We start from the raw sequence: 17908 nt of genomic DNA on the forward strand, positions 1-17908 counted from the left end.
AACTGAGTACATCGAGCGCAATATTAAGTCTCTACCCGAACCTAAAATTGGCCTATGATTGCACTCTGGGGGAACAGCACCGATGGCGAAACATATCGTCTGTTTATCATTTGATTATGATGTCACGTCTTGGCACATGCCGGACGAGGACACCGAATTGGCATCGGTGGTCGAAATCGAAGACGGCCATGTGGGTGCCAAGAACATTCTCAAGGTTCTCGAAAAGCAGGAAATACCGGCAACGTGGTTTATCTCCGGCTTCACCATTCAGATGTTTCCAGAAATTTGTGACGCAGTCATCCTCGCTGGACACGAAGTCGGGCACTCCGGCTGGACCCATGTGGCCCCGGCGAAGCTCAGCCGCAAGAAAGAAGAAGACCTGCTGATCCGCGCTAACGCCACAATTCAAAAGCTCAGCGGTCAGAAAGCTCTCGGCTACCGTTCCCCCGCTTGGGATCACAGTCCGCACACGCTGGATTTACTTTTGAAGTATGATTTTTTGTACGAGAGCAGCATGATGGGAACCGACTACGACCCTTACCGTGTGCGACGGGGATACGTGGAAGACGGAATTAAAATGCAAAAGGAAGGGCATGATACCCGGCTAATTGAAATTCCCATTAAATGGTCCCAAGACGATCATACGAAAGTTGCCTTGCCTTTGCTTGAGCCTGAACCCGGTCAGCAGCCTGGCGTCATCGATGCGTGGTTGGATGAATTCCTTTACATGCAGGCGACAAGCAAATGGGGAATTATCACCTACACCTGCCATCCCTACGTCATAGGGCGCGGCAAAAGGGCTGATATCTTAAGCCGCTTTGTGGCGCAGCTTAAAACGAGAGGCGCAACCTTCATGACCATGGAAAACGCCGCCCGCGAATATAATGCCCGCGCGCCCTTTGCAGCACGATCTGATTTATCTAAGGCAAGCTAGGGGGCCCTGACACATTGTCAGCATGGGCCATACTTAGATCTGCGGAAGAGACGCCTCAAACCCGATCGAAGCATCTACCTCGCCCATTCGTTTGGATGGCATCGACAATCCCCACTGGTCAATTCGCCCCGGCGGCCAAGTCCAATCTTCAGGCATGCCGACTTTATAGGTGTCGTCCACCTGTTCGACTTCGGCGGTGTATTCGATCACCACATCATCAGGTCCGACGAAATACGCGAAGACGTTGTTCCCGGGTCCGTGCCGTCCCACACCCCAGGCAATAGGGTAACCTGCATCCCGCATTCGACCGCCGCCCAGCATCACCGATTCCCAATCCATGATTTCAAACGCGATATGGTTGAGCGTCGGCCCGCCCGCATTGGTGATGGCAATGCTGTGATGGTCCGAACAGCATCTGAGGAACGTCATCTTGCCAGTGATGTCGGACGTTTTGAAGCCCAGAACATCCTTGAAAAAGCCGACCGAATTTTCCGGTGTGCCCGCATTTAAAACGATATGTGACAATTGACGGGGTTGGCTCGGATCGTCTTTCATCGCCGATCCAGGTGAAGCATCGGCGATCACCCTTAAGTTTCTGCCCTCGGGGTCCTTAAAGGAAAACCCGAAACCGCCGCCGGGGAATCCAATTTCGGAAATATCTGAGACTGTTTCCATTCCTGAAGCCGTGACCTTGGCATGTAAGTCCTTCAATACACCGCCATTTGGCGCCGTAAAATTGATCGAACTGACTGTTGTCTTAGAACCTTCCAACAGCCGCACCAAATAGGGTGAGCCGCCTGACCCCCTGAGAAAAATCCCTTCCGCATCAGATGACACTGATGTCAGTCCCCAAGTCTCCTCATAGAATGCTGCCGTCTTAGCAATATCGGCTACGACAAGATCAATACTATGAAGACCGTTGACTTGGGGGGAGTTGGACATGGTTCAACTAATCTCGCACGTACCGTCGGAATAGTTGATGGACACATTCAAGCGACCTTCATTCACGCGCCAAGCTTGGACGGTAAATTTCCGGACGTTGTTTTTATGGAAGGGGTCCTGGGATGCAATCTCCGCCGCCTCTTCTTTATTGCCCGCGCGGACAACGATCATGCCGCGTCCGATGGGGACGTTCGATTCATCAACCAAAGGGCCTGCCGCAAACAAGATGCCTTTTTTCTCTAATCCATTCACATAAGCCAGATGGTCTTTGAAAAATTGATCACGCTCGGAAATATTGTCGCTGGCTTCTGAACTGATAACGTAAACGATGAGTCCCAAGCCGTGAGGAATTTGATCTGCCATGGTGTGGTCTCCTTATTCCTTGGTGCCGTCAATTAAAACAAACGCAATTCGGCAGACATCCGTCCCACGGTTGGACCACGCATGGTTGGTGCCCCGTTGAATGAGTACATCACCCGCCTTCAAATGAACCGAAGACTCATCCATCAGCATGTCGATCTCGCCTTCGATCACGATGGCATAATCAACCGTGTCGGTCTTATGCATGAACGGATGGCGGGTATCTTCTACCAAATTATCAGCGGCCCCCATGGCGCCGAAGGCGGCCTTGGTGTCCAACTTGGCGAGAGCTTCCCGGTCTTCCGGCCAGAATTCAAGAATTCTCAGGACCGAACCATTCTCTGGTGGGCTTAGAACTACCTTGCCGGCTACCGGATCACCGTCTTCATCCCACGGAGCAGGTGTCCGTTGTGTCCGCCATAAATTAGTTAAAGCAACCCCGGGACGTTCCGGTCGTTCGAGAATATTTGTTGCGGCGCTGTCTTCTATAACAATTGCTGTGCCATTTTCGTCGTGGCCGGTGACCACACGCCTTACCGGAATAGCCATGAATGAAATCCCTTTCCAAAAGAACTAGGTTTATATAATTACTTTTAGCTTCGAATTTCAGAGAAGGAAAACCCAATGACGCTCGAACTCTATAATTTTCCACCATCAACGTGCAGTTTAAAAGTACGTATCGTCCTGGCGGAGAAGGAACTGGAGTGGGTGGACCACCGGCTTCTATCGAAAAACAACGACCATCTAAAACCTGAGTATCTAAAATTAAATCCTAACGGCGTGGTGCCAACGTTGGTGCATGATGGGGTGCCGATTATCGATTCCTCTGTCATTATGGAATACCTGGATGAGGTCTATCCCGAAATAAAGCTAACCCCTGACGATCCAATAATGCGCGCGAAGATGCGATCTTGGTTGCGATTCATGGAAGAAGTTCCAACCCCCGCCATCCGTTTCCCCTCCTTCGAAAACGTCCTGATCATGCATTACGCAAAATTATCGAACGATGAATTAAATACCGAAGCGGAAATCCGCCCGCTTAAAACTGAATTCTACAAAAATATGGGAACCGACGGCTTTGATCAAAAGCACTTGGATAAGGCGATGGACGACGTACGCTTGACCCTGGACCGGATGGAAAAGGAACTTGATGAAAATGGTCCTTGGCTGGTTGGAGAACAATACACCATCGCTGACATTTGCGTGGCACCCTTGATTGATCGGATGGAAGACCTGGGTCACGCAGATATGTGGGAATCATCACATCCCAAAGTCGCCGATTGGTTTCAACGCATAAAGGCCCGGCCTGCTTATGCAATAGCGTATTACCACGGCGCACGCTTTTCTGAAGTTTACCCAGAATTAGACCTTCGGAGCCCTAAAGTCTCTTCTTAGTTCCTAACGAACAATTGCGTAAGTAATCGTAATTGACGTTCTCTATAAACTCTTGCATCATTCTTCTCGACAGGGGCGCACACCAGCGCATATTGACTTTGACACTGATTGAACGTACGTATAATTTTATACATACGTTCAATCAGTGTTGAGCTGAAAACGTAATCGGGTGTGATATATATCAAGCATGAATGAGATAAATAACAAACATCGAATTGAAGTAAGCAGTGTCGGCAAACACTTTGGCGACCTGGAGGTCTTTAAGGATATTAATCTTAGCTTTGGGGAGCGAGAGATCGTCACCATCGTCGGGCCTTCCGGCTGCGGTAAAACAACGTTGCTTCGGTGCATTGATGGGCTGATCCCAATTACCAAAGGTGATATTCACATCAACGGAGAGCGCATTACGGAACCCACCGAAGGTATCGCCATGGTGTTTCAGCATTTCGGTCTGTTCCCGTGGAAAACGGTTGAACAGAACGTGGCCTACGGTCTCAAGCTTGCCAATCTACCCACCGCCGAAATTAACGAGCGCGTACCCAAGTTTATTAATATGGTCGGTTTGACCGGATTTGAAGGCTCCTACCCCTACCAGCTTTCCGGTGGCATGCAGCAGCGCTGCGGCCTAGCCCGTGCTCTAGCGTTGGAACCGAGCGTATTGTTAATGGATGAACCCTTTGCCGCGATTGACGCGCAGACTCGGGAAATCCTGCAACTGGAACTCTTAAAAATTTGGGACCTGCGCCCGATGACCATGGTGTTCGTCACCCATTCCATTGAGGAAGCGGTGTTGATGGGCCATCGAGTGGTTGTGTTGAAGGGACGTCCGAGTGGTGTATTCGAAGTAATTGAGGTTGATTTGCCAAGTCCGCGCGACAGATCAACCCGCTCTCATCCCCGGTTCGCTGAAATTCGCGAACATGTTTGGGGAACTTTGATGGACGAAGCGCGTGCTGCGGAATTTGAAGTTTAAGACGAAGAAATAAAACCAATAAAACTCTAACTAGGGAGGTTTCAATGATGAAATCACGTTATTTGCTAACACTACCTGCTGTGGCATTCGGCCTCAGCTTATCCGCTACCAATCCCGCGACGGCCATGGACAAAGCGACAATTGCTGTCCCTGGTGTTCCGCCGGTATTTTCCACCGTTTTCGTTTATGTTGCGAAGGAAGCTGGCTTTTACAAAAAGCATGGTGTGGATGTTCGCATCAAACCGTTCAACTCCGGTGTTGCGGCAGCTAAGGCCGTTGCAACGGGCAAGGTGGATGCATCTCTGTCACCAACCGCGCCAGTCTCCAAGATCGTTTCCAATGCAGGCATCAAAATGGTTGGCCTGATGGGCTTGGAGAAGCCGGACTGGTTCATCGGTTCCATGGATCCAAGCAAGAACAAATGCGAAGACCTTAAGGGGCAAGCTGTCGGTGTAGATAGCCCGCACGGTGCACGTTGGATCCAATTGGCCAACATGGCGCGGAAATGCAAACTGCGTCCTGACAAACACATCCCGACCGTGAACTTAAGCTCCAACGTGGGGTCGGCCATGGTTGCGGGTCGCCTGACATTTGGTGTTCTGCACCGCGACGACATCACCGTAATCGAGCGTGAGAGTGGTAAAAAACTCACCATCGTATCCGAAATTGAAAAGGCGGCACCTGGCACGCACTACCTTCTGTTCATGACGGTTAAGAAAAACCTCGCTGCCAAGCGCGATATGTATGTTCGTATGGTGGCCGCCAATATCGAAGCAATTCGGTACATGAATAATCCAGCGAATGTTGATAAAGTCGCAAAGATTGCTGGGGTTACGAAGCGTAAACTTATGGATGCAAAGGCTGCTGTGAAAGATTTTGTAGCCTACAAATACTGGCCGCTAGATTACGACGGTCTAAACGCCAAGCGTTTGGCCAAGACCATTAAGATCCAGGCCATCGTTGGCAAGAAGACCAAAGGCAAGGCCGGCATCAAGCCGGGCAAGAAGCCTGTTGCCGTTAACGAACTTGTTGATACGTCCGTCTACAAAGACGCGATGAAGCTGGTCAAATAAGAACCTAAATACACGAAGGCCGGGCGGCGCTCTTTAATCGGAGCGCCGTCCTTCCATCTCCTGCATTACAAATTTAATAGAGTTTAAATGCTTAATTCCGATTCACCGTGGGTCCGCTGGGGCACTGTCGTTACAGGTCTGATAATTGGCGCGATCATTTGGGAAATTGCGGGCCTGAACTTTAATCGCGCCCTGATGGCCCCAATTTGGGGCAATGCCGAACATCCGGGAGCCGCACCCAGGCTGTGGGAACTATTCGCCGACGAAGAATTTCGGCATGCTTTTGTCGGTTCGATAAAATTATTCTGTACGGGTTTCAGTATTGGTGTTGTTCTGGCCTTGCCGCTGGGGATCATCCTGGCGCGTTTTGTCCTCCTTCGGGTCGCCTTGGAAAGCTATATCCTGGCGCTTTATGTCACACCGATGGTGGCGATTATTCCATTTATTATGGCGCTGATGGGTTTTGATTTTTGGCCCAAGGTGGTGGTTGTCACCCTCTTCACATTTTTTCCAATTCTGTATAATACCCTCGAAGGTGCGCGCAGCGTAAAGCCGGAATTGATCGAGGTGGCCCGCGCCTTCCGCACCAACGAATGGGCACTGTGGCGAGATATTCTTATTCCCTACACACTGCCTTTCGCATTGACCGGCATTCGCCAGGCAACGGGTCGGGCCTTGGTTGGCATGGTTGCTGCGGAGTTTTTCCTCTCCACCAGTGGCCTCGGCGGCGAAATCATGGTCGCGTCCCGGAACTTCGACATGGCCTCAGTCTTGGCCTCGATCTTTTTGATTACGATTTTAGGCACTGGGCTGATGCGTTTGGCTCAAGTGTTTGAAAAGAAATACTCCGCCTGGCGAGGGCTTGACCGATGACGTCTGCTCTTTCTCGAATCCTGCCCAGCAAAGACATGCAAATTAAGCTGTTCACCGGCTTGATTATCTTGGTGATTTGGCAAGTTGGCGTGACCTATTCTGGCGCGCCTCGGTTCATTGCCAAGCCTTTGAATATCTTTGCCGTATTCCCTGAGGTGGTCGTTACGGATGAATTTTTGGATGCAACATCAAGCACCATCTTCGCGGTCATAAAAGGACTGCTGATATCGCTGGTGGCTGGCACGATTGTCGGATTTGCGATTGGCCGGATGAAAGTCTTTGATCGGCTGCTGAACGTCTACATCAACGGCTTTTACACCATGCCCATGGTGGCAGCACTGCCGCTGATTACCGTCTGGTTCGGCTATGAAGAAGAAGCCCGCATGGCGACAATCATTTTTGCGTCTTTTTTCTCCATCACCATCAACGCCGCCGATGGGGCGCGATCCGTTCCGCCGGAATATCTGGAGGTTGCACACGCCTATAGGGCGAGCCCTCGCCATGTATGGTTTGATATTACCCTGTTTAGTTCGATGCCCTATCTCATCGCCGGCATCCGATTAGCGGCGGGTCGTGCAGTAGTCGGTGCTGTGATCTCTGAATTCTTTGTTTCTTTGGAAGGCCTTGGCATGTTCATCTTGGCGAATACGCGTTCTTATGCCCATAACGAGGCCGTAGTCGGGGTATTGGCGCTCGCGGCCTTTGGGCTTGCATTCGAGTGGATCACCAAGTGGGTTCTGGCGACCTATTACCCCTGGTACCGCCGAGCGAACAGATAAGGCGGGTCGTTAACATGGCAAAGGACCCGCGCGTAGAATTAGCCGTCGCCCATTGGGGCGGAAGGTTTGTTTCCAACGGTGTTCCGCTGGCTGACTTTCAGGAAGTCACGGCGGGTTTGGATCGTTGGGAAGACTGGTGCGCTGGATTTTCTGAACGCGCGGCCTTACATGAAAAAATGGGGCGCGACGCGCTGGCGCAAAAGCTTTTCATCAGTGCTGGTGAGCACCTGACCCGCGCGGCTGTGCTGTACCATTTCGCCAAGTATCTGTTTGTAATTGATCTTGACCAGATGAAGGCCGCGCATATGAAAGCGGTCGACTGTCACAAGCTGGCCCTGCCCTATCTCGACCCACCTGCCGAACGTGTCAAAATCCCTTACGAGGGCAGCACAATCTACGGTAATCTACGGATACCCAAGGGAGTGGACACCCCCCCAATTCTGATCATGTGCATGGGACTTGATTCGACCAAGGAAGAGATGGGCGCGAATGAGGCAAATTACCTCCGGCGCGGCATGGCGACGCTTGCCTTCGATGGCCCTGGTCAAGGCGAAGGTGAATATGATTGGCCCATCCGTCCCGACTATGAAGCTGTCGTTACCGCCGTCTGTGATTTTGTCGAAACGCGCGACGATGTCGATGCGGAACGCATGGGTGTTTGGGGTGTTAGCATGGGTGGCTATTACGCGCCCCGAGCGGCGGCGTTTGAGAAGCGCCTAAAAGCTTGTATCTCGCTATCGGGCCCGTTTGATTTTGGCGAACGCTGGGACGCCTTCCCACCAATGTCCAAAGACACTTTTCGGGTGCGCGCGCAGTGCGAAACCCTGGAGGACGCCGCAGACGTGGCCGCAAAGCTGTCCCTCGTCGACGTCGCCAAAAACATCACCTGTCCGCTGTTCGTTGTTACCGGTGAATTGGATCGATTGTTTCCCTATACCGACGCAGAACGGCTGGCCCGCGAAGCATCAGGCCCGACGGAACTTTTGATCGTTGAGAGAGGGGGCCACGTTGCGAATAACCGGCGGTATGTTTATGATGCAGCAACGTCTGATTGGATGGCGGTGCAGTTGGGAGTCAGGTCATGACGCCCAGACGCCATATTTATTTCACAAACTTTAAATTGCCTAAAAGTTGACATTGATCGAACGTACGTATAATTTATACATACGTTCAATCAATGTTGGCAATCACTCCTGATTCGGAGCTTCAATTGAATAAAATTAATCCCGTCATTGATCGTAAAACTCAGATTCTTGATGCCGCCGAGGAGCTTTTTGCCTTCAACGGTTTCGATGGTGCATCTATCAGGGATATCGCCAAGCTTGCCGAGGTTCAATTGGCATTAATTGGATATCATTTCGGCCCCAAGGAGCAGCTTTTTGAATCGGTCGTGACCCGCCGAGCGGGCTACTTTACGGACTGTCGTCAGACCGAATTGGAAGACGCCCGTACAGCGGCTAAAGGCAAGCCAATCCCGGTGAAAAAAATTGTTCATGCGTACCTATGGCCCTTTTTTGAACGTGTAATCGATAGCGATCCGGGTTGGAAGAACTATGCCAAAATGATGGCGCAAATTGCAAATTCCCGGCGTTGGCAGCCTGTAGTTGGCAAATGTTATGATGAATCGTCGCTGATCTTCATTGATGAGCTAAAACGGAGCCTGCCGAACTGTTCCGATCTAACTGTATTATCGAGCTTTCAATTTATGATTGGTGCCATGCTGAATGTATGTGCTGAAACCGGCCGTTACGAAGTTCTTCCCGGCGGCACAAAAAGCTCTAAAGACTTGCAATCGATCTTTGCCGATCTTGTTCCTTTTATATCTGCGGGCTTTAGAGAGGTTAACAAAAAGGACCATGCATAGGGCCCATGCATAGAGCCCATGCATAGAGCCCATACATAGAGCTAAGAGTAATTTGGTTAGTTGACGCTGTAAGACCCACATGGAATCATTTCTGTAACTGAGAAATTTATAAATTTGCACTCATATCGATGTGCATTTGATTAGGAGAACATACGTCATGGCAAGTTATGAGCCGGATATCATTAAACCAGAGGACATCAACCCCAACTACCATTGGGACCGGGCCATTCCTGCACCGGGTCATTCCGCTGTGGATTTTGAAGAGCGGGTGAATTTTAGCCGCCTCCATAAATATCGCTTGGGTCGCACGCGGCAAGCGCTGAAGGAATCAGACCTTGGTGCCCTGCTTTGCTTTGATAACAACAACATCCGCTATATTTCCAGCACCTCTATTGGTGAATGGTCGCGGGATAAAATTGCCCGGTATTGCGTTCTAGCCGGTGACGGTGATCCACACGTTTGGGACTTTGGTTCGGCTGCGGCTCACCACAGATTGCACTCCCCTTGGCTGCCAACCGGTTGCTGCCACGCAGGCATGATTGGGCTTCGGGGTACGGTACCACCGAGCGCTGGCTTCATGGAAAGCGCTGCCAAGGAAATCAAGCAGATGCTGGTTGATGCAGGTGTTGCAGATCAGCCCATCGGCGTTGATATTTGTGAGCCGCCGATGATGTTTGAACTGCAAAAAGTTGGCCTTAACGTGGTTGACGGTCAACAGATCATGCTCAACGCGCGTGAGATCAAAAGCATGGATGAAATCATGCTCTTGAATCAAGCCGCCGCCATGGTCGACGGCACCTATCACATGATGTTCGAAATGATGAAGCCGGGGGTTAGTGAAGCCAACTTGGTCGCGGCTGCGAACAAGATGCTTTATGACCTAGGCTCTGACGATGTTGAGGCTATTAACGCGGTTTCCGGCGAGCGCTGCATGCCCCACCCCCACAACTTTACCGACCGGATTTTACGTCCGGGCGATCAAGCCTTCTTCGACGTGATTCAGGCTTATATGGGATATCGCACGTGCTACTACCGCACCTTCAATATTGGCAAGGCGACACCTCCGCAACGGGACGCTTATGTGAAAGCCCGTGAATGGATCGATGCCTCGATTGCAATGATCAAACCCGGTGTCGGCACGGATCAAGTCGCCGCCGTTTGGCCTGAAGCACACGAGTTTGGCTTTACTGACGAAATGGAAGCCTTTGCGCTACAATTTGGTCACGGTCTTGGCGTGGCGCTGCATGAGCGACCAATTATTTCACGGTTGGTTTCCTTCGATGACCCGATGGAGCTTAAGGAAGGCATGGTGTTCGCGCTGGAAACATACTGCCCGGCAGCCGACGGCCATTCAGCCGCACGGATTGAAGAGGAAGTTGTTGTCACGGCGGACGGGTGCAAGGTGATCACCCTGTTCCCAGCTGATGAACTGCCGATTGCGAACCCGTACTAATTAGGAGACTTTGTGCCGCCTAGCACCCTTCGGGACGACTGCTTCGCAGTCTCCTCAGGATGAGGTTGATTTAAAGACACCTCATCCTGAGGAGCGCTGAAAGCGCGTCTCGAAGGGTGCTCAGCGGCACAATTTAAGAAACGTTTAACCAAGGAGCAATCCGTGCCAAACGATAAGATGGAAAACGACGACATCGGCGAAGAGAAACGGCTTGAACTTTATCGGCTGCTACTCGAATGCCGCTACATGGAAAAGCGTGCCTACGACCTTTTTTTGCAAAATCTTGTAAAGGGCACCAGTCATTTGGGTCTTGGGCAAGAAGCCGTCGCTGCCGGTTTCGGTGCGGCGATGCATTCCGATGATTACACGTTCTGTACCTATCGCGGCCATAACCATACCTTGGTTAGAGGCTCGTCCATGACCGGCATCCTTGGTGAATTGATGGGGCGTGAATGTGGCCTGCTGCATGGCAAGGGTGGATCGATGCATCTGACCAGTGCAGAACATGGCGCGATGGGGTCTTACGCCATCATTGGCGCGCATATCCCGATAGCCGCTGGGGCTGCCTGGTCGGCGCAATACCGCGGCACGGATCAGGTGTCCGTCTGCTTCTTTGGCGATGGCACGACCAACATCGGTGCCTTCCACGAAGGCATTAACATGGCGGCGGTTTGGAAGCTGCCCGTGGTCTTTGTCTGCGAGAATAACCTTTATATGGAATACACCCCGATTGAAGAAGTGATCCCTGTCGAACATCCGGCAGCGGATCGGGCATCAGCCTATGGGCTCGAAAAAATCATTATTGATGGCAACGACGCCGACGAAGTCTACCGCACCGCAGAGGTTGCTTTTGCCAAAGCGCGTGCGGGAGAGGGTCCGTCCCTGATTGAGGCAAAAACCTATCGCCATAGTGGTCATTCCCGTGCCGACCCCGCAGACTATCGCCCGGACGGCGAATTGGAAGAATGGCTGAAGCGTGACCCGATTGATATGTACCGGGGGCGCTTGGCGGAGTTTGGCATTGCCGAGAAAGTAATTTCTAAACTGGAATCCGACGCCATAGCCATCGTCGATCAGGCGACCGAAGAAGCCAAGGCATCCCCCACGCCGTCCTTGGATGCGATTGAAACAAACCTTTGGGCGGATGGAGGCTCGTCATGGCGGAATTAGCCTATAGAGACGCCGTAGCCGAAGCCATCGCCCAGGAAATGGAACGCGACGAAAGCGTCGTGTTCCTAGGCGAAGATGTTGCCGAAGCGGGTGGTGTGTTCAAAACGACAGTCGGTCTGCTGGATAAATTCGGCCCGACCCGAGTCCGCAACACCCCCATTGCCGAACAAGCAATCTTGGGCGCGGCCATGGGGGCGGCCATGACCGGTTTAAAACCCATCGCCGAAATTATGTTTTCGGACTTTTTGGCGGTCTGCTGGGACATCGTCGTCAACGAAATCGCCAAGGCGCGTTACATGACCGACGGCCAATTCAACATGCCGCTGGTCATTCGGACGGCCAACGGTGGCGGCTCCCGGTTCGGTTCTCAGCATTCGCAAAGCGTTGAAAACTGGGCCATGGCCGTTCCTGGACTGAAGGTCGTCGCCCCTTCAACACCAGCGGACGTGAAGGGCCTGCTTGCCGCCGCCATCCGCGATCCGGACCCCGTCATCTTCTTCGAACAAAAATCTTTGTATGCCACCAAGGGCGAAGTACCTGACGGTGAATTGGTTGATGAACTCGGCAAAGCCAAGGTACTTCGGAAGGGTGACGACGTCACCATCGTTGCACTCGCTGCCATGGTGCCCCGGGCAATGGCCGCCGCCGACCGTCTGCAACAAGAAGATGGTGTGTCAGCGACCGTGGTCGATGTGCGCAGCTTGGTACCGCTCGATACCCAAACGATCTTCAAGGAAGTTGAACACACGGGACGCTTGGTCACCGTCGAAGAAAACCCACGGCTGTGCGGCTGGGGGGCTGAGATTTCTTCCATCGTTGCGGAAGAGATGTTCTACGACTTGGACGGCCCAATCATTCGCATCACATCGCCCCATTGCCCGATCCCGTCAGCAGACGACCTGGAAGACCAGTACCTGCCGACACCCGAACGCATCGTCGAGACCATCCGGCGGGAGGTCGACTGACATGGATGTCATCATGCCGCAACTGGGCGAGACCGTCACCGAAGGCACGGTTACGGTTTGGCACAAGAAGGTTGGCGATAAGATCAAAGCCGACGAGTTGTTGTTCGAAGTCGGGACAGACAAAGTTGAAACCGAGATCCCGGCAGCTGTCGCCGGAACCTTGACCGAAATTTTGGTAGCCGAAGGCGAGACCGTGGATGTCGGCGTTACTCTGGCGGTGATCGATGACGGCAAGGAAACATCGGCACCCGCGCCTGTCGCTGCTGCCGCACCGAGTGCCGCACCTACCCAGAAAAAACCATCTAAACCCGCTATGGCCAAACCCACTCACGCGGCACCGATTTCGCCCGTTGTGGCACGGCTTCTGACTGAACATAACCTGAATGCTGCTGACATTACCGGCACGGGCCGAGACGGGCGGATTAAGAAGAAGGACGTGCTAGCTCACATTGGCGGCGCGGCCCCTATTGTAGATGGTGACGCCGAAGTGGTTCCCTTTACCTACACCCGCAAGTTAACCGCCGAACACATGGTTCGCTCCAAAGCGACCAGCCCGCATGTCTTGCAGGCTGTGGAAGTTGATTTTCTTGCGGTGGATATCGCACGGCGGTCGATTAAGGACAATTGGAAGGCGGAACAAGGTTTCTCCCTCACCTATCTACCCTTTATTGGCAATGCAGTATGTGAAGCAATTGCCGACTTCCCGCGCGTCAATGCCAGCGTTGTTGGCGAAGCCTTACACATTCACAAAAAGATCAACCTCGCCATTGCGGTTGATTTGGGTGACGAGGGTCTGGTTGTTCCGGTGATCCGGGATGCTGATGAGCTATCAGTGCCGGACTTGGCCAAGGCAATTAACGAGATCGCTGCCAAGGCTCGGGATGGAAAGCTGTCCGGTGACGACTTTACCGGCGCAACCTACACCCTATCCAACAATGGCAGTACCGGGACCTTTATTACAGCGCCGATCATCAACCAACCGCAAGTCGCCATCCTTTCAACCGATGGGGTGCGCAAAAAACCTGTGGTCATAGAAGGCGACAACGGGGACGAGATCGTCATTCGCCCTGTTGGTGTGCTGGCGCAATCATTCGACCACCGCGCTATTGACGGCGCCTATTCAGGTGCCTTCCTGGGCCGGGTCCGACAAATTCTTGAAGAAACCGACTGGGCAGCCGAGTTGGGCTAGCCGGTCCCCTAATATTTAATTCACTTGGAAGGAACAGCAGAGTTATGGCTGAGAACGATCTTACGAAATATACCATTGGATGGATTGGTGCGGGCCGCATGGGCTACGCCATGGTGTCGCGACTTTTGAAAGCCGGTTGCGACGTTTCTGTCTATAACCGTACCCGCGCCAAGGCCGAACCCTTGACCGAATTGGGCGCGACCATCGTCGATAATCCATCAGATTTGGCAGATAGAGACATCGTCTTCACCATCGTCGGCGGCCCGGATGATTTTGTTGAAGTGACTTTGGGTAAAAATGGCGTTCTATCCAAAGACACAAAACCTCAGTTGCTGATCGATTGCACCTCCATCAACGAAGAAGCGGCGAAGAAAGTTCGCTTGGCGGCCAAGGAAATGGGCACCGATATGATCAACGCGCCGGTCAGCGGCAATGCCAAGGTCGTCGTTGCGGGCAAACTCAGCATCGTGGCATCGGGCGAAAAGCCAGCCTTTGAGAAAGCCCTGCCATATCTGGAAGAAATCGCCATTGGCGTCAGCTATGTTGGCGAAGGTGAATTGGCCCGTATGGTCAAAATCTGCCATAACGTCTTCTTAGGCGTGGTGACCCAGTCGCTGGCGGAAATCACCGTACTGGCAGAAAAAGGCGGCGTGCCGCGTCATGCGTTCTTGGACTTTATTAACAAGAGCGTCATGGGCTCCATGTTCTCTCGCTATAAAACACCGACGTTCGTTAACTTGGACCTGACTCCGACGTTTACGCCATTGTTGCTGCGGAAAGATATGGACTTGGGCCTAACGGCTGCGCGGGAACTCGAAGTCCCCATGCCTGTTGCAACGACGACTCGAGACGCTATTCAAACGATGATTGGCCATGGCTACACGGATACAGATTTTGGCGCACTTTTGCATATGGTCGCGAAAGCCGCCAACTTGGAGCTGAAATCAGAAGACAAAGACGTGGGGACCGGCCTTTAGTCGATCTCCATAAATATCGAAAATATACGCACTGCCGGTTTAAATTCGATAGGGCGTTGACAATATATCAGTTACGGATTTTTATGCGCCCTTGGCATTTGGATGGGCGGACAACGGTCCGTAACCGATTTTCTCAGGAAGGATTGAAGAAATGAAAATATGTCTCTACTCCGACATTCACGCACAACTGCCCCAATTGGAAGCTGTTCAAGCGGCGGTCGATAAAGAAAATCCCGACCGGGAAATCGTCATTGGCGATTTGATCATGCTGGGCCCCGATCCAGCCGAAGTCGTTGATAACATCATGAACCGCCCTAAGGCTGTATCGGTTGTCGGCAACTTGGACCTGTGGGTCGTTAACAAACGTTGGGAAACCCACGAACCGAAAAGCCCGCACCAAGCTTGGATGTTTGGCATGGCGAAGCAGACCCGTGAGCTTTTGTCAGAAGAGCAGCTTGATTACCTCAGGAACCTGCCTTTCACGATGACGATTACGCCGGAATACGGCCACGACTTTCATATCTTCCATGGCACGCCTTATGAGATTGGTGATGAAGACGCAATTCCGCTTCGGCTGACCGATGATGAGGTTGCCGATAAGATTAAGACCGTCGATGCCGAAGTTATGGCGCACGGTCATATTCACGGCCCCTTCGTGCGCAAAGTTGGCGATCAGACCATCGTCTGTGTCGCCGCTGTCGGAATGCAGTGGGATGGCGATCCGCGTCCGTCCTATGGCGTTGTTGAATACCTTGGAGATGGCAAGTGGGACACCCGCATTGAACACGTCGAATTCGACTGTGAAGAGCAAGCGACGAAGAACGAAAATTGCTGGATCGAACATGGCGACCGTATTGCCGGGATGATCCGAAGCGGAACCTTCTGGAATCCGGACCACATGCCTCACTAAGCATGGCTGGCCTTGAACTTACTGCTCCTCCCTCGTGGGAGGAGCAGGTTAAGGCGCAAATCCGCCGCCGCTATGATCGCATGGCGGCTGAGGATACATTTAGACCGGGTGCCGCCGAACGCGCGGTTTCGGTCGGTTACCCCCAAAACAAACTCAACAATCTGCCATCCGGTGTGGCAGATACCTATAGCGGTTGCGGCTATGGCTTGGCAGGTGTTGATCTGGCAGGCGTCAATCTTGCCGTCGATTTGGGATGTGGCGCTGGTTTGGATACGCTGCTTCTGGCGCAAGACTTGCCAGAAGATGCGAAAATCATTGCCATCGACCTGGCCTCCGAAATGCTGCTAAGGGTTGGAGAAGGAGCAGACCTTATTAAGGGTGCGGCGATCTCCCTGCTGGCGAGCGATATCGAGTGCCTTCCCCTAAACAACAACATTGCCGACCTTGTAATTGCGAACGCGTCTCTGAATCTGACAATCTACAAAGAAGTGGCATTCAAGGAAATTATCCGTATCTTGCGGCCCGGCGGCAGGCTGGTTGCGCGCGATCTCATTCGCTTAGGCGAGCTTGACGTCGAACTTGCCCAAGACCCCGGCGCGTGGAATACATCCTTGGGCGGCGTGATGCTGGAAAACGAACTTGTCGATGCGGCGAGGCAGGCAGGATTTGACCAGCTCGATATCTCAGAACATACACCTTTCGGCCCCGTGACCGCAGTCCGGCTGGAAGCAATTAAGGCGAAGGAAAATTTATGACACAGGCAAAGCTCTGCGACTTGGAAGACATCGGCGAAGGAGAAGCCAAGGGCTTTATCGGTCTCGTTGAGGGAAAGCAGCGAAATATTTTCGCTGTTCGGAAAGACGGAAATTACATCGTTTATCTAAACTTTTGCCCGCATGCCGGTGCATTGCTCGATCATATTCAGGGTAAATTCTTTAATGGGGATGGAACACTCTTGCGGTGTGGTATGCACGGGGCCTTGTTTAGAATTGAGGATGGCGAAGGCGTCGATGGCCTCTGCGTTGGTGATCAGTTAACCAAACTACCGTCAGAGACCAAAGACGGCGGACTTTATATTGAGGAGACTTAAAAACAATTGTCCCATAGAATCGATTAAATTATCGATTTGATTTGAATTTCGATAAATTTCAGCCTATTTCTAGCGCAATTAGGGGAAAATGCCTTCACAAATCCGAGAGCCAGAGGTGTAACCGCACGTCTATAAGGCTATAGTCTCGCCGGTCCAGTGTGCAGCTTATTCTAACAATTTCGAAGCAAGAGAATAGAGGGTTTTAATATGGCGGATGCAAAGCCAAAAATGGTTTATAACGCACCACGTTTTATGGTGAAACAATATGACTGGGACGTTTTCGTCGGGCCTGCTGCTGGTGATCCCGCAGTTGATACTACCCTGACAGACTTGGACACAGGCGAAGAAGTCAAAATTTCTGATTTTAAAGGAAAATGGCTGGTACTAGAGACCGGGTCCGCCACCTGTTCCATGTACACCAAGAACATCCCAGACATGAAAGCCATCGAGGACGACTTCCCCGATGTGGAATTCCGCCTGATCTATGTGCGTGAGGCACACCCCGGCGAACGACTGCACCAGCACCGTTCAATCGAAGAAAAAGTCGAAGCCGCCAAATTGTTGAAAGCGCGCTATGGCGAACACCGCAAAATCTTGGTTGATTCAATCAATGGTGGACATCACCTAAAGTATGCCGCCATGCCCAACACGATGTATGTTATTCGCCCGGATGGCACAGTTCATTATCGCTGCAATTGGGCCACGGCTGAGGGACTACGCGAAGCATTGAGCGACCGCGAGAACCTTCATACGATGGAAAACGCCGACGTCAAAAGCCTGAAAGCATCGCGTGGGGTTTACACGTCGCTACGCACCATGTGGACGGGCGGGTTCCTCGCATTGATAGATTTCGTCAAGGCCGGCCCACAATTGGCCAAACGCCACAAGCTAGTCGATGACTACTACAAGAAACACGGCAAATTTAAACAACAACCGAATTAATAAAACAAATATGGGAAGG

Annotated in this window: 20 protein-coding genes; 17 read left to right on the top strand and 3 right to left on the bottom strand. The window is 52.1% G+C overall.

Going from position 1 to position 17908, the window contains the following annotated elements; translation table 11 throughout:
* The first annotated feature begins 82 nt into the window (after positions 1–82).
* The gene (locus tag HOM51_13075; protein ID MBT5035438.1) at positions 83–934 is read left to right on the top strand and encodes a polysaccharide deacetylase family protein; all 852 of its coding nucleotides are present in this window, start codon (positions 83–85) and stop codon (positions 932–934) included.
* Positions 935–967: 33 nt separating this feature from the next.
* Here the strand turns inward: HOM51_13075 and HOM51_13080 are convergent, their stop codons facing one another.
* From HOM51_13080 to HOM51_13090, 3 genes are all read right to left on the bottom strand, one after another.
* A complete protein-coding gene (locus HOM51_13080) occupies positions 968–1609 on the bottom strand; it encodes a glyoxalase (protein MBT5035439.1) in 642 nt (213 codons plus the stop codon).
* 270 nt (positions 1610–1879) lie between these two features.
* Positions 1880–2239, bottom strand: a complete 360-nt coding sequence (locus HOM51_13085; GenBank protein MBT5035440.1) for a hypothetical protein — start codon at positions 2237–2239, stop codon at positions 1880–1882.
* Positions 2240–2251: 12 nt separating this feature from the next.
* On the bottom strand, positions 2252–2785 hold the full coding sequence (locus HOM51_13090) for a cupin domain-containing protein (GenBank protein ID MBT5035441.1): 534 nt from the start codon (positions 2783–2785) through the stop codon (positions 2252–2254).
* Positions 2786–2860: 75 nt separating this feature from the next.
* On the opposite strand from HOM51_13090, the gene HOM51_13095 reads away from it, so the two are divergent.
* The 16 genes from HOM51_13095 to HOM51_13170 all read left to right on the top strand — a co-directional run bounded on the left by HOM51_13095 (position 2861) and on the right by HOM51_13170 (position 17889).
* Positions 2861–3631, top strand: coding sequence for a glutathione S-transferase family protein (locus HOM51_13095; GenBank protein ID MBT5035442.1), 771 nt, complete (start codon positions 2861–2863; stop codon positions 3629–3631).
* 187 nt (positions 3632–3818) lie between these two features.
* Positions 3819–4604: an ABC transporter ATP-binding protein gene (locus HOM51_13100; GenBank protein MBT5035443.1), complete on the top strand. Its 786-nt coding sequence runs from the start codon at positions 3819–3821 to the stop codon at positions 4602–4604.
* A gap of 44 nt (positions 4605–4648) precedes the next feature.
* On the top strand, positions 4649–5677 hold the full coding sequence (locus tag HOM51_13105) for an ABC transporter substrate-binding protein (protein ID MBT5035444.1): 1029 nt from the start codon (positions 4649–4651) through the stop codon (positions 5675–5677).
* 87 nt (positions 5678–5764) lie between these two features.
* On the top strand, positions 5765–6550 hold the full coding sequence (locus HOM51_13110) for an ABC transporter permease (GenBank protein ID MBT5035445.1): 786 nt from the start codon (positions 5765–5767) through the stop codon (positions 6548–6550).
* Positions 6547–7329: an ABC transporter permease gene (locus HOM51_13115; GenBank protein MBT5035446.1), complete on the top strand. Its 783-nt coding sequence runs from the start codon at positions 6547–6549 to the stop codon at positions 7327–7329. Before HOM51_13110 ends, HOM51_13115 begins: the two co-directional genes overlap by 4 nt.
* 14 nt (positions 7330–7343) lie before the next feature.
* Positions 7344–8414, top strand: a complete 1071-nt coding sequence (locus HOM51_13120) for an alpha/beta fold hydrolase (protein ID MBT5035447.1) — start codon at positions 7344–7346, stop codon at positions 8412–8414.
* A 125-nt stretch (positions 8415–8539) separates the two neighbouring features.
* Positions 8540–9193, top strand: a complete 654-nt coding sequence (locus HOM51_13125) for a TetR/AcrR family transcriptional regulator (protein ID MBT5035448.1) — start codon at positions 8540–8542, stop codon at positions 9191–9193.
* A 157-nt stretch (positions 9194–9350) separates the two neighbouring features.
* Positions 9351–10646: an aminopeptidase P family protein gene (locus HOM51_13130; GenBank protein ID MBT5035449.1), complete on the top strand. Its 1296-nt coding sequence runs from the start codon at positions 9351–9353 to the stop codon at positions 10644–10646.
* A 177-nt stretch (positions 10647–10823) separates the two neighbouring features.
* Complete coding sequence (locus tag HOM51_13135; GenBank protein ID MBT5035450.1) at positions 10824–11816, top strand: thiamine pyrophosphate-dependent dehydrogenase E1 component subunit alpha; 993 nt, start codon at positions 10824–10826, stop codon at positions 11814–11816.
* Positions 11804–12781 carry an alpha-ketoacid dehydrogenase subunit beta gene (locus tag HOM51_13140; protein MBT5035451.1) on the top strand — a complete coding sequence of 326 codons (978 nt, stop codon included), beginning with the start codon at positions 11804–11806 and terminating at the stop codon, positions 12779–12781. Before HOM51_13135 ends, HOM51_13140 begins: the two co-directional genes overlap by 13 nt.
* 1 nt (position 12782) lies before the next feature.
* Positions 12783–13970 carry a 2-oxo acid dehydrogenase subunit E2 gene (locus tag HOM51_13145; protein MBT5035452.1) on the top strand — a complete coding sequence of 396 codons (1188 nt, stop codon included), beginning with the start codon at positions 12783–12785 and terminating at the stop codon, positions 13968–13970.
* A 44-nt stretch (positions 13971–14014) separates the two neighbouring features.
* On the top strand, positions 14015–14947 hold the full coding sequence (locus HOM51_13150) for an NAD(P)-dependent oxidoreductase (GenBank protein MBT5035453.1): 933 nt from the start codon (positions 14015–14017) through the stop codon (positions 14945–14947).
* Between the two features lie 151 nt (positions 14948–15098).
* Positions 15099–15857, top strand: a complete 759-nt coding sequence (locus tag HOM51_13155) for a metallophosphoesterase (protein ID MBT5035454.1) — start codon at positions 15099–15101, stop codon at positions 15855–15857.
* Positions 15776–16612 (top strand): methyltransferase domain-containing protein, encoded by an 837-nt coding sequence (locus HOM51_13160; GenBank protein ID MBT5035455.1) that lies wholly within the window; start codon positions 15776–15778, stop codon positions 16610–16612. The genes HOM51_13155 and HOM51_13160 overlap by 82 nt, the downstream gene beginning before the upstream one ends.
* Entirely contained in the window at positions 16609–16947 is a 339-nt protein-coding gene (locus HOM51_13165; GenBank protein MBT5035456.1) for a Rieske 2Fe-2S domain-containing protein, read from the top strand. The genes HOM51_13160 and HOM51_13165 overlap by 4 nt, the downstream gene beginning before the upstream one ends.
* A 207-nt stretch (positions 16948–17154) precedes the next feature.
* Complete coding sequence (locus HOM51_13170) at positions 17155–17889, top strand: redoxin domain-containing protein (protein MBT5035457.1); 735 nt, start codon at positions 17155–17157, stop codon at positions 17887–17889.
* Positions 17890–17908 lie beyond the last annotated feature (19 nt).

Source organism: Rhodospirillaceae bacterium (assembly GCA_018660465.1).
In the GTDB taxonomy this organism is placed as follows: domain Bacteria; phylum Pseudomonadota; class Alphaproteobacteria; order Rhodospirillales; family JABJKH01; genus JABJKH01.

Coding starts and splice junctions, on each gene's coding strand:
- HOM51_13075 (MBT5035438.1), top strand. CDS start 83: ATGGCGAAACATATCGTCTGTTTATCATTTGATTATGATGTCACGTCT.
- HOM51_13080 (MBT5035439.1), bottom strand. CDS start 1,609: ATGGAAACAGTCTCAGATATTTCCGAAATTGGATTCCCCGGCGGCGGT.
- HOM51_13085 (MBT5035440.1), bottom strand. CDS start 2,239: ATGGCAGATCAAATTCCTCACGGCTTGGGACTCATCGTTTACGTTATC.
- HOM51_13090 (MBT5035441.1), bottom strand. CDS start 2,785: ATGGCTATTCCGGTAAGGCGTGTGGTCACCGGCCACGACGAAAATGGC.
- HOM51_13095 (MBT5035442.1), top strand. CDS start 2,861: ATGACGCTCGAACTCTATAATTTTCCACCATCAACGTGCAGTTTAAAA.
- HOM51_13100 (MBT5035443.1), top strand. CDS start 3,819: ATGAATGAGATAAATAACAAACATCGAATTGAAGTAAGCAGTGTCGGC.
- HOM51_13105 (MBT5035444.1), top strand. CDS start 4,649: ATGATGAAATCACGTTATTTGCTAACACTACCTGCTGTGGCATTCGGC.
- HOM51_13110 (MBT5035445.1), top strand. CDS start 5,765: ATGCTTAATTCCGATTCACCGTGGGTCCGCTGGGGCACTGTCGTTACA.
- HOM51_13115 (MBT5035446.1), top strand. CDS start 6,547: ATGACGTCTGCTCTTTCTCGAATCCTGCCCAGCAAAGACATGCAAATT.
- HOM51_13120 (MBT5035447.1), top strand. CDS start 7,344: ATGGCAAAGGACCCGCGCGTAGAATTAGCCGTCGCCCATTGGGGCGGA.
- HOM51_13130 (MBT5035449.1), top strand. CDS start 9,351: ATGGCAAGTTATGAGCCGGATATCATTAAACCAGAGGACATCAACCCC.
- HOM51_13135 (MBT5035450.1), top strand. CDS start 10,824: ATGGAAAACGACGACATCGGCGAAGAGAAACGGCTTGAACTTTATCGG.
- HOM51_13140 (MBT5035451.1), top strand. CDS start 11,804: ATGGCGGAATTAGCCTATAGAGACGCCGTAGCCGAAGCCATCGCCCAG.
- HOM51_13145 (MBT5035452.1), top strand. CDS start 12,783: ATGGATGTCATCATGCCGCAACTGGGCGAGACCGTCACCGAAGGCACG.
- HOM51_13150 (MBT5035453.1), top strand. CDS start 14,015: ATGGCTGAGAACGATCTTACGAAATATACCATTGGATGGATTGGTGCG.
- HOM51_13155 (MBT5035454.1), top strand. CDS start 15,099: ATGAAAATATGTCTCTACTCCGACATTCACGCACAACTGCCCCAATTG.
- HOM51_13165 (MBT5035456.1), top strand. CDS start 16,609: ATGACACAGGCAAAGCTCTGCGACTTGGAAGACATCGGCGAAGGAGAA.
- HOM51_13170 (MBT5035457.1), top strand. CDS start 17,155: ATGGCGGATGCAAAGCCAAAAATGGTTTATAACGCACCACGTTTTATG.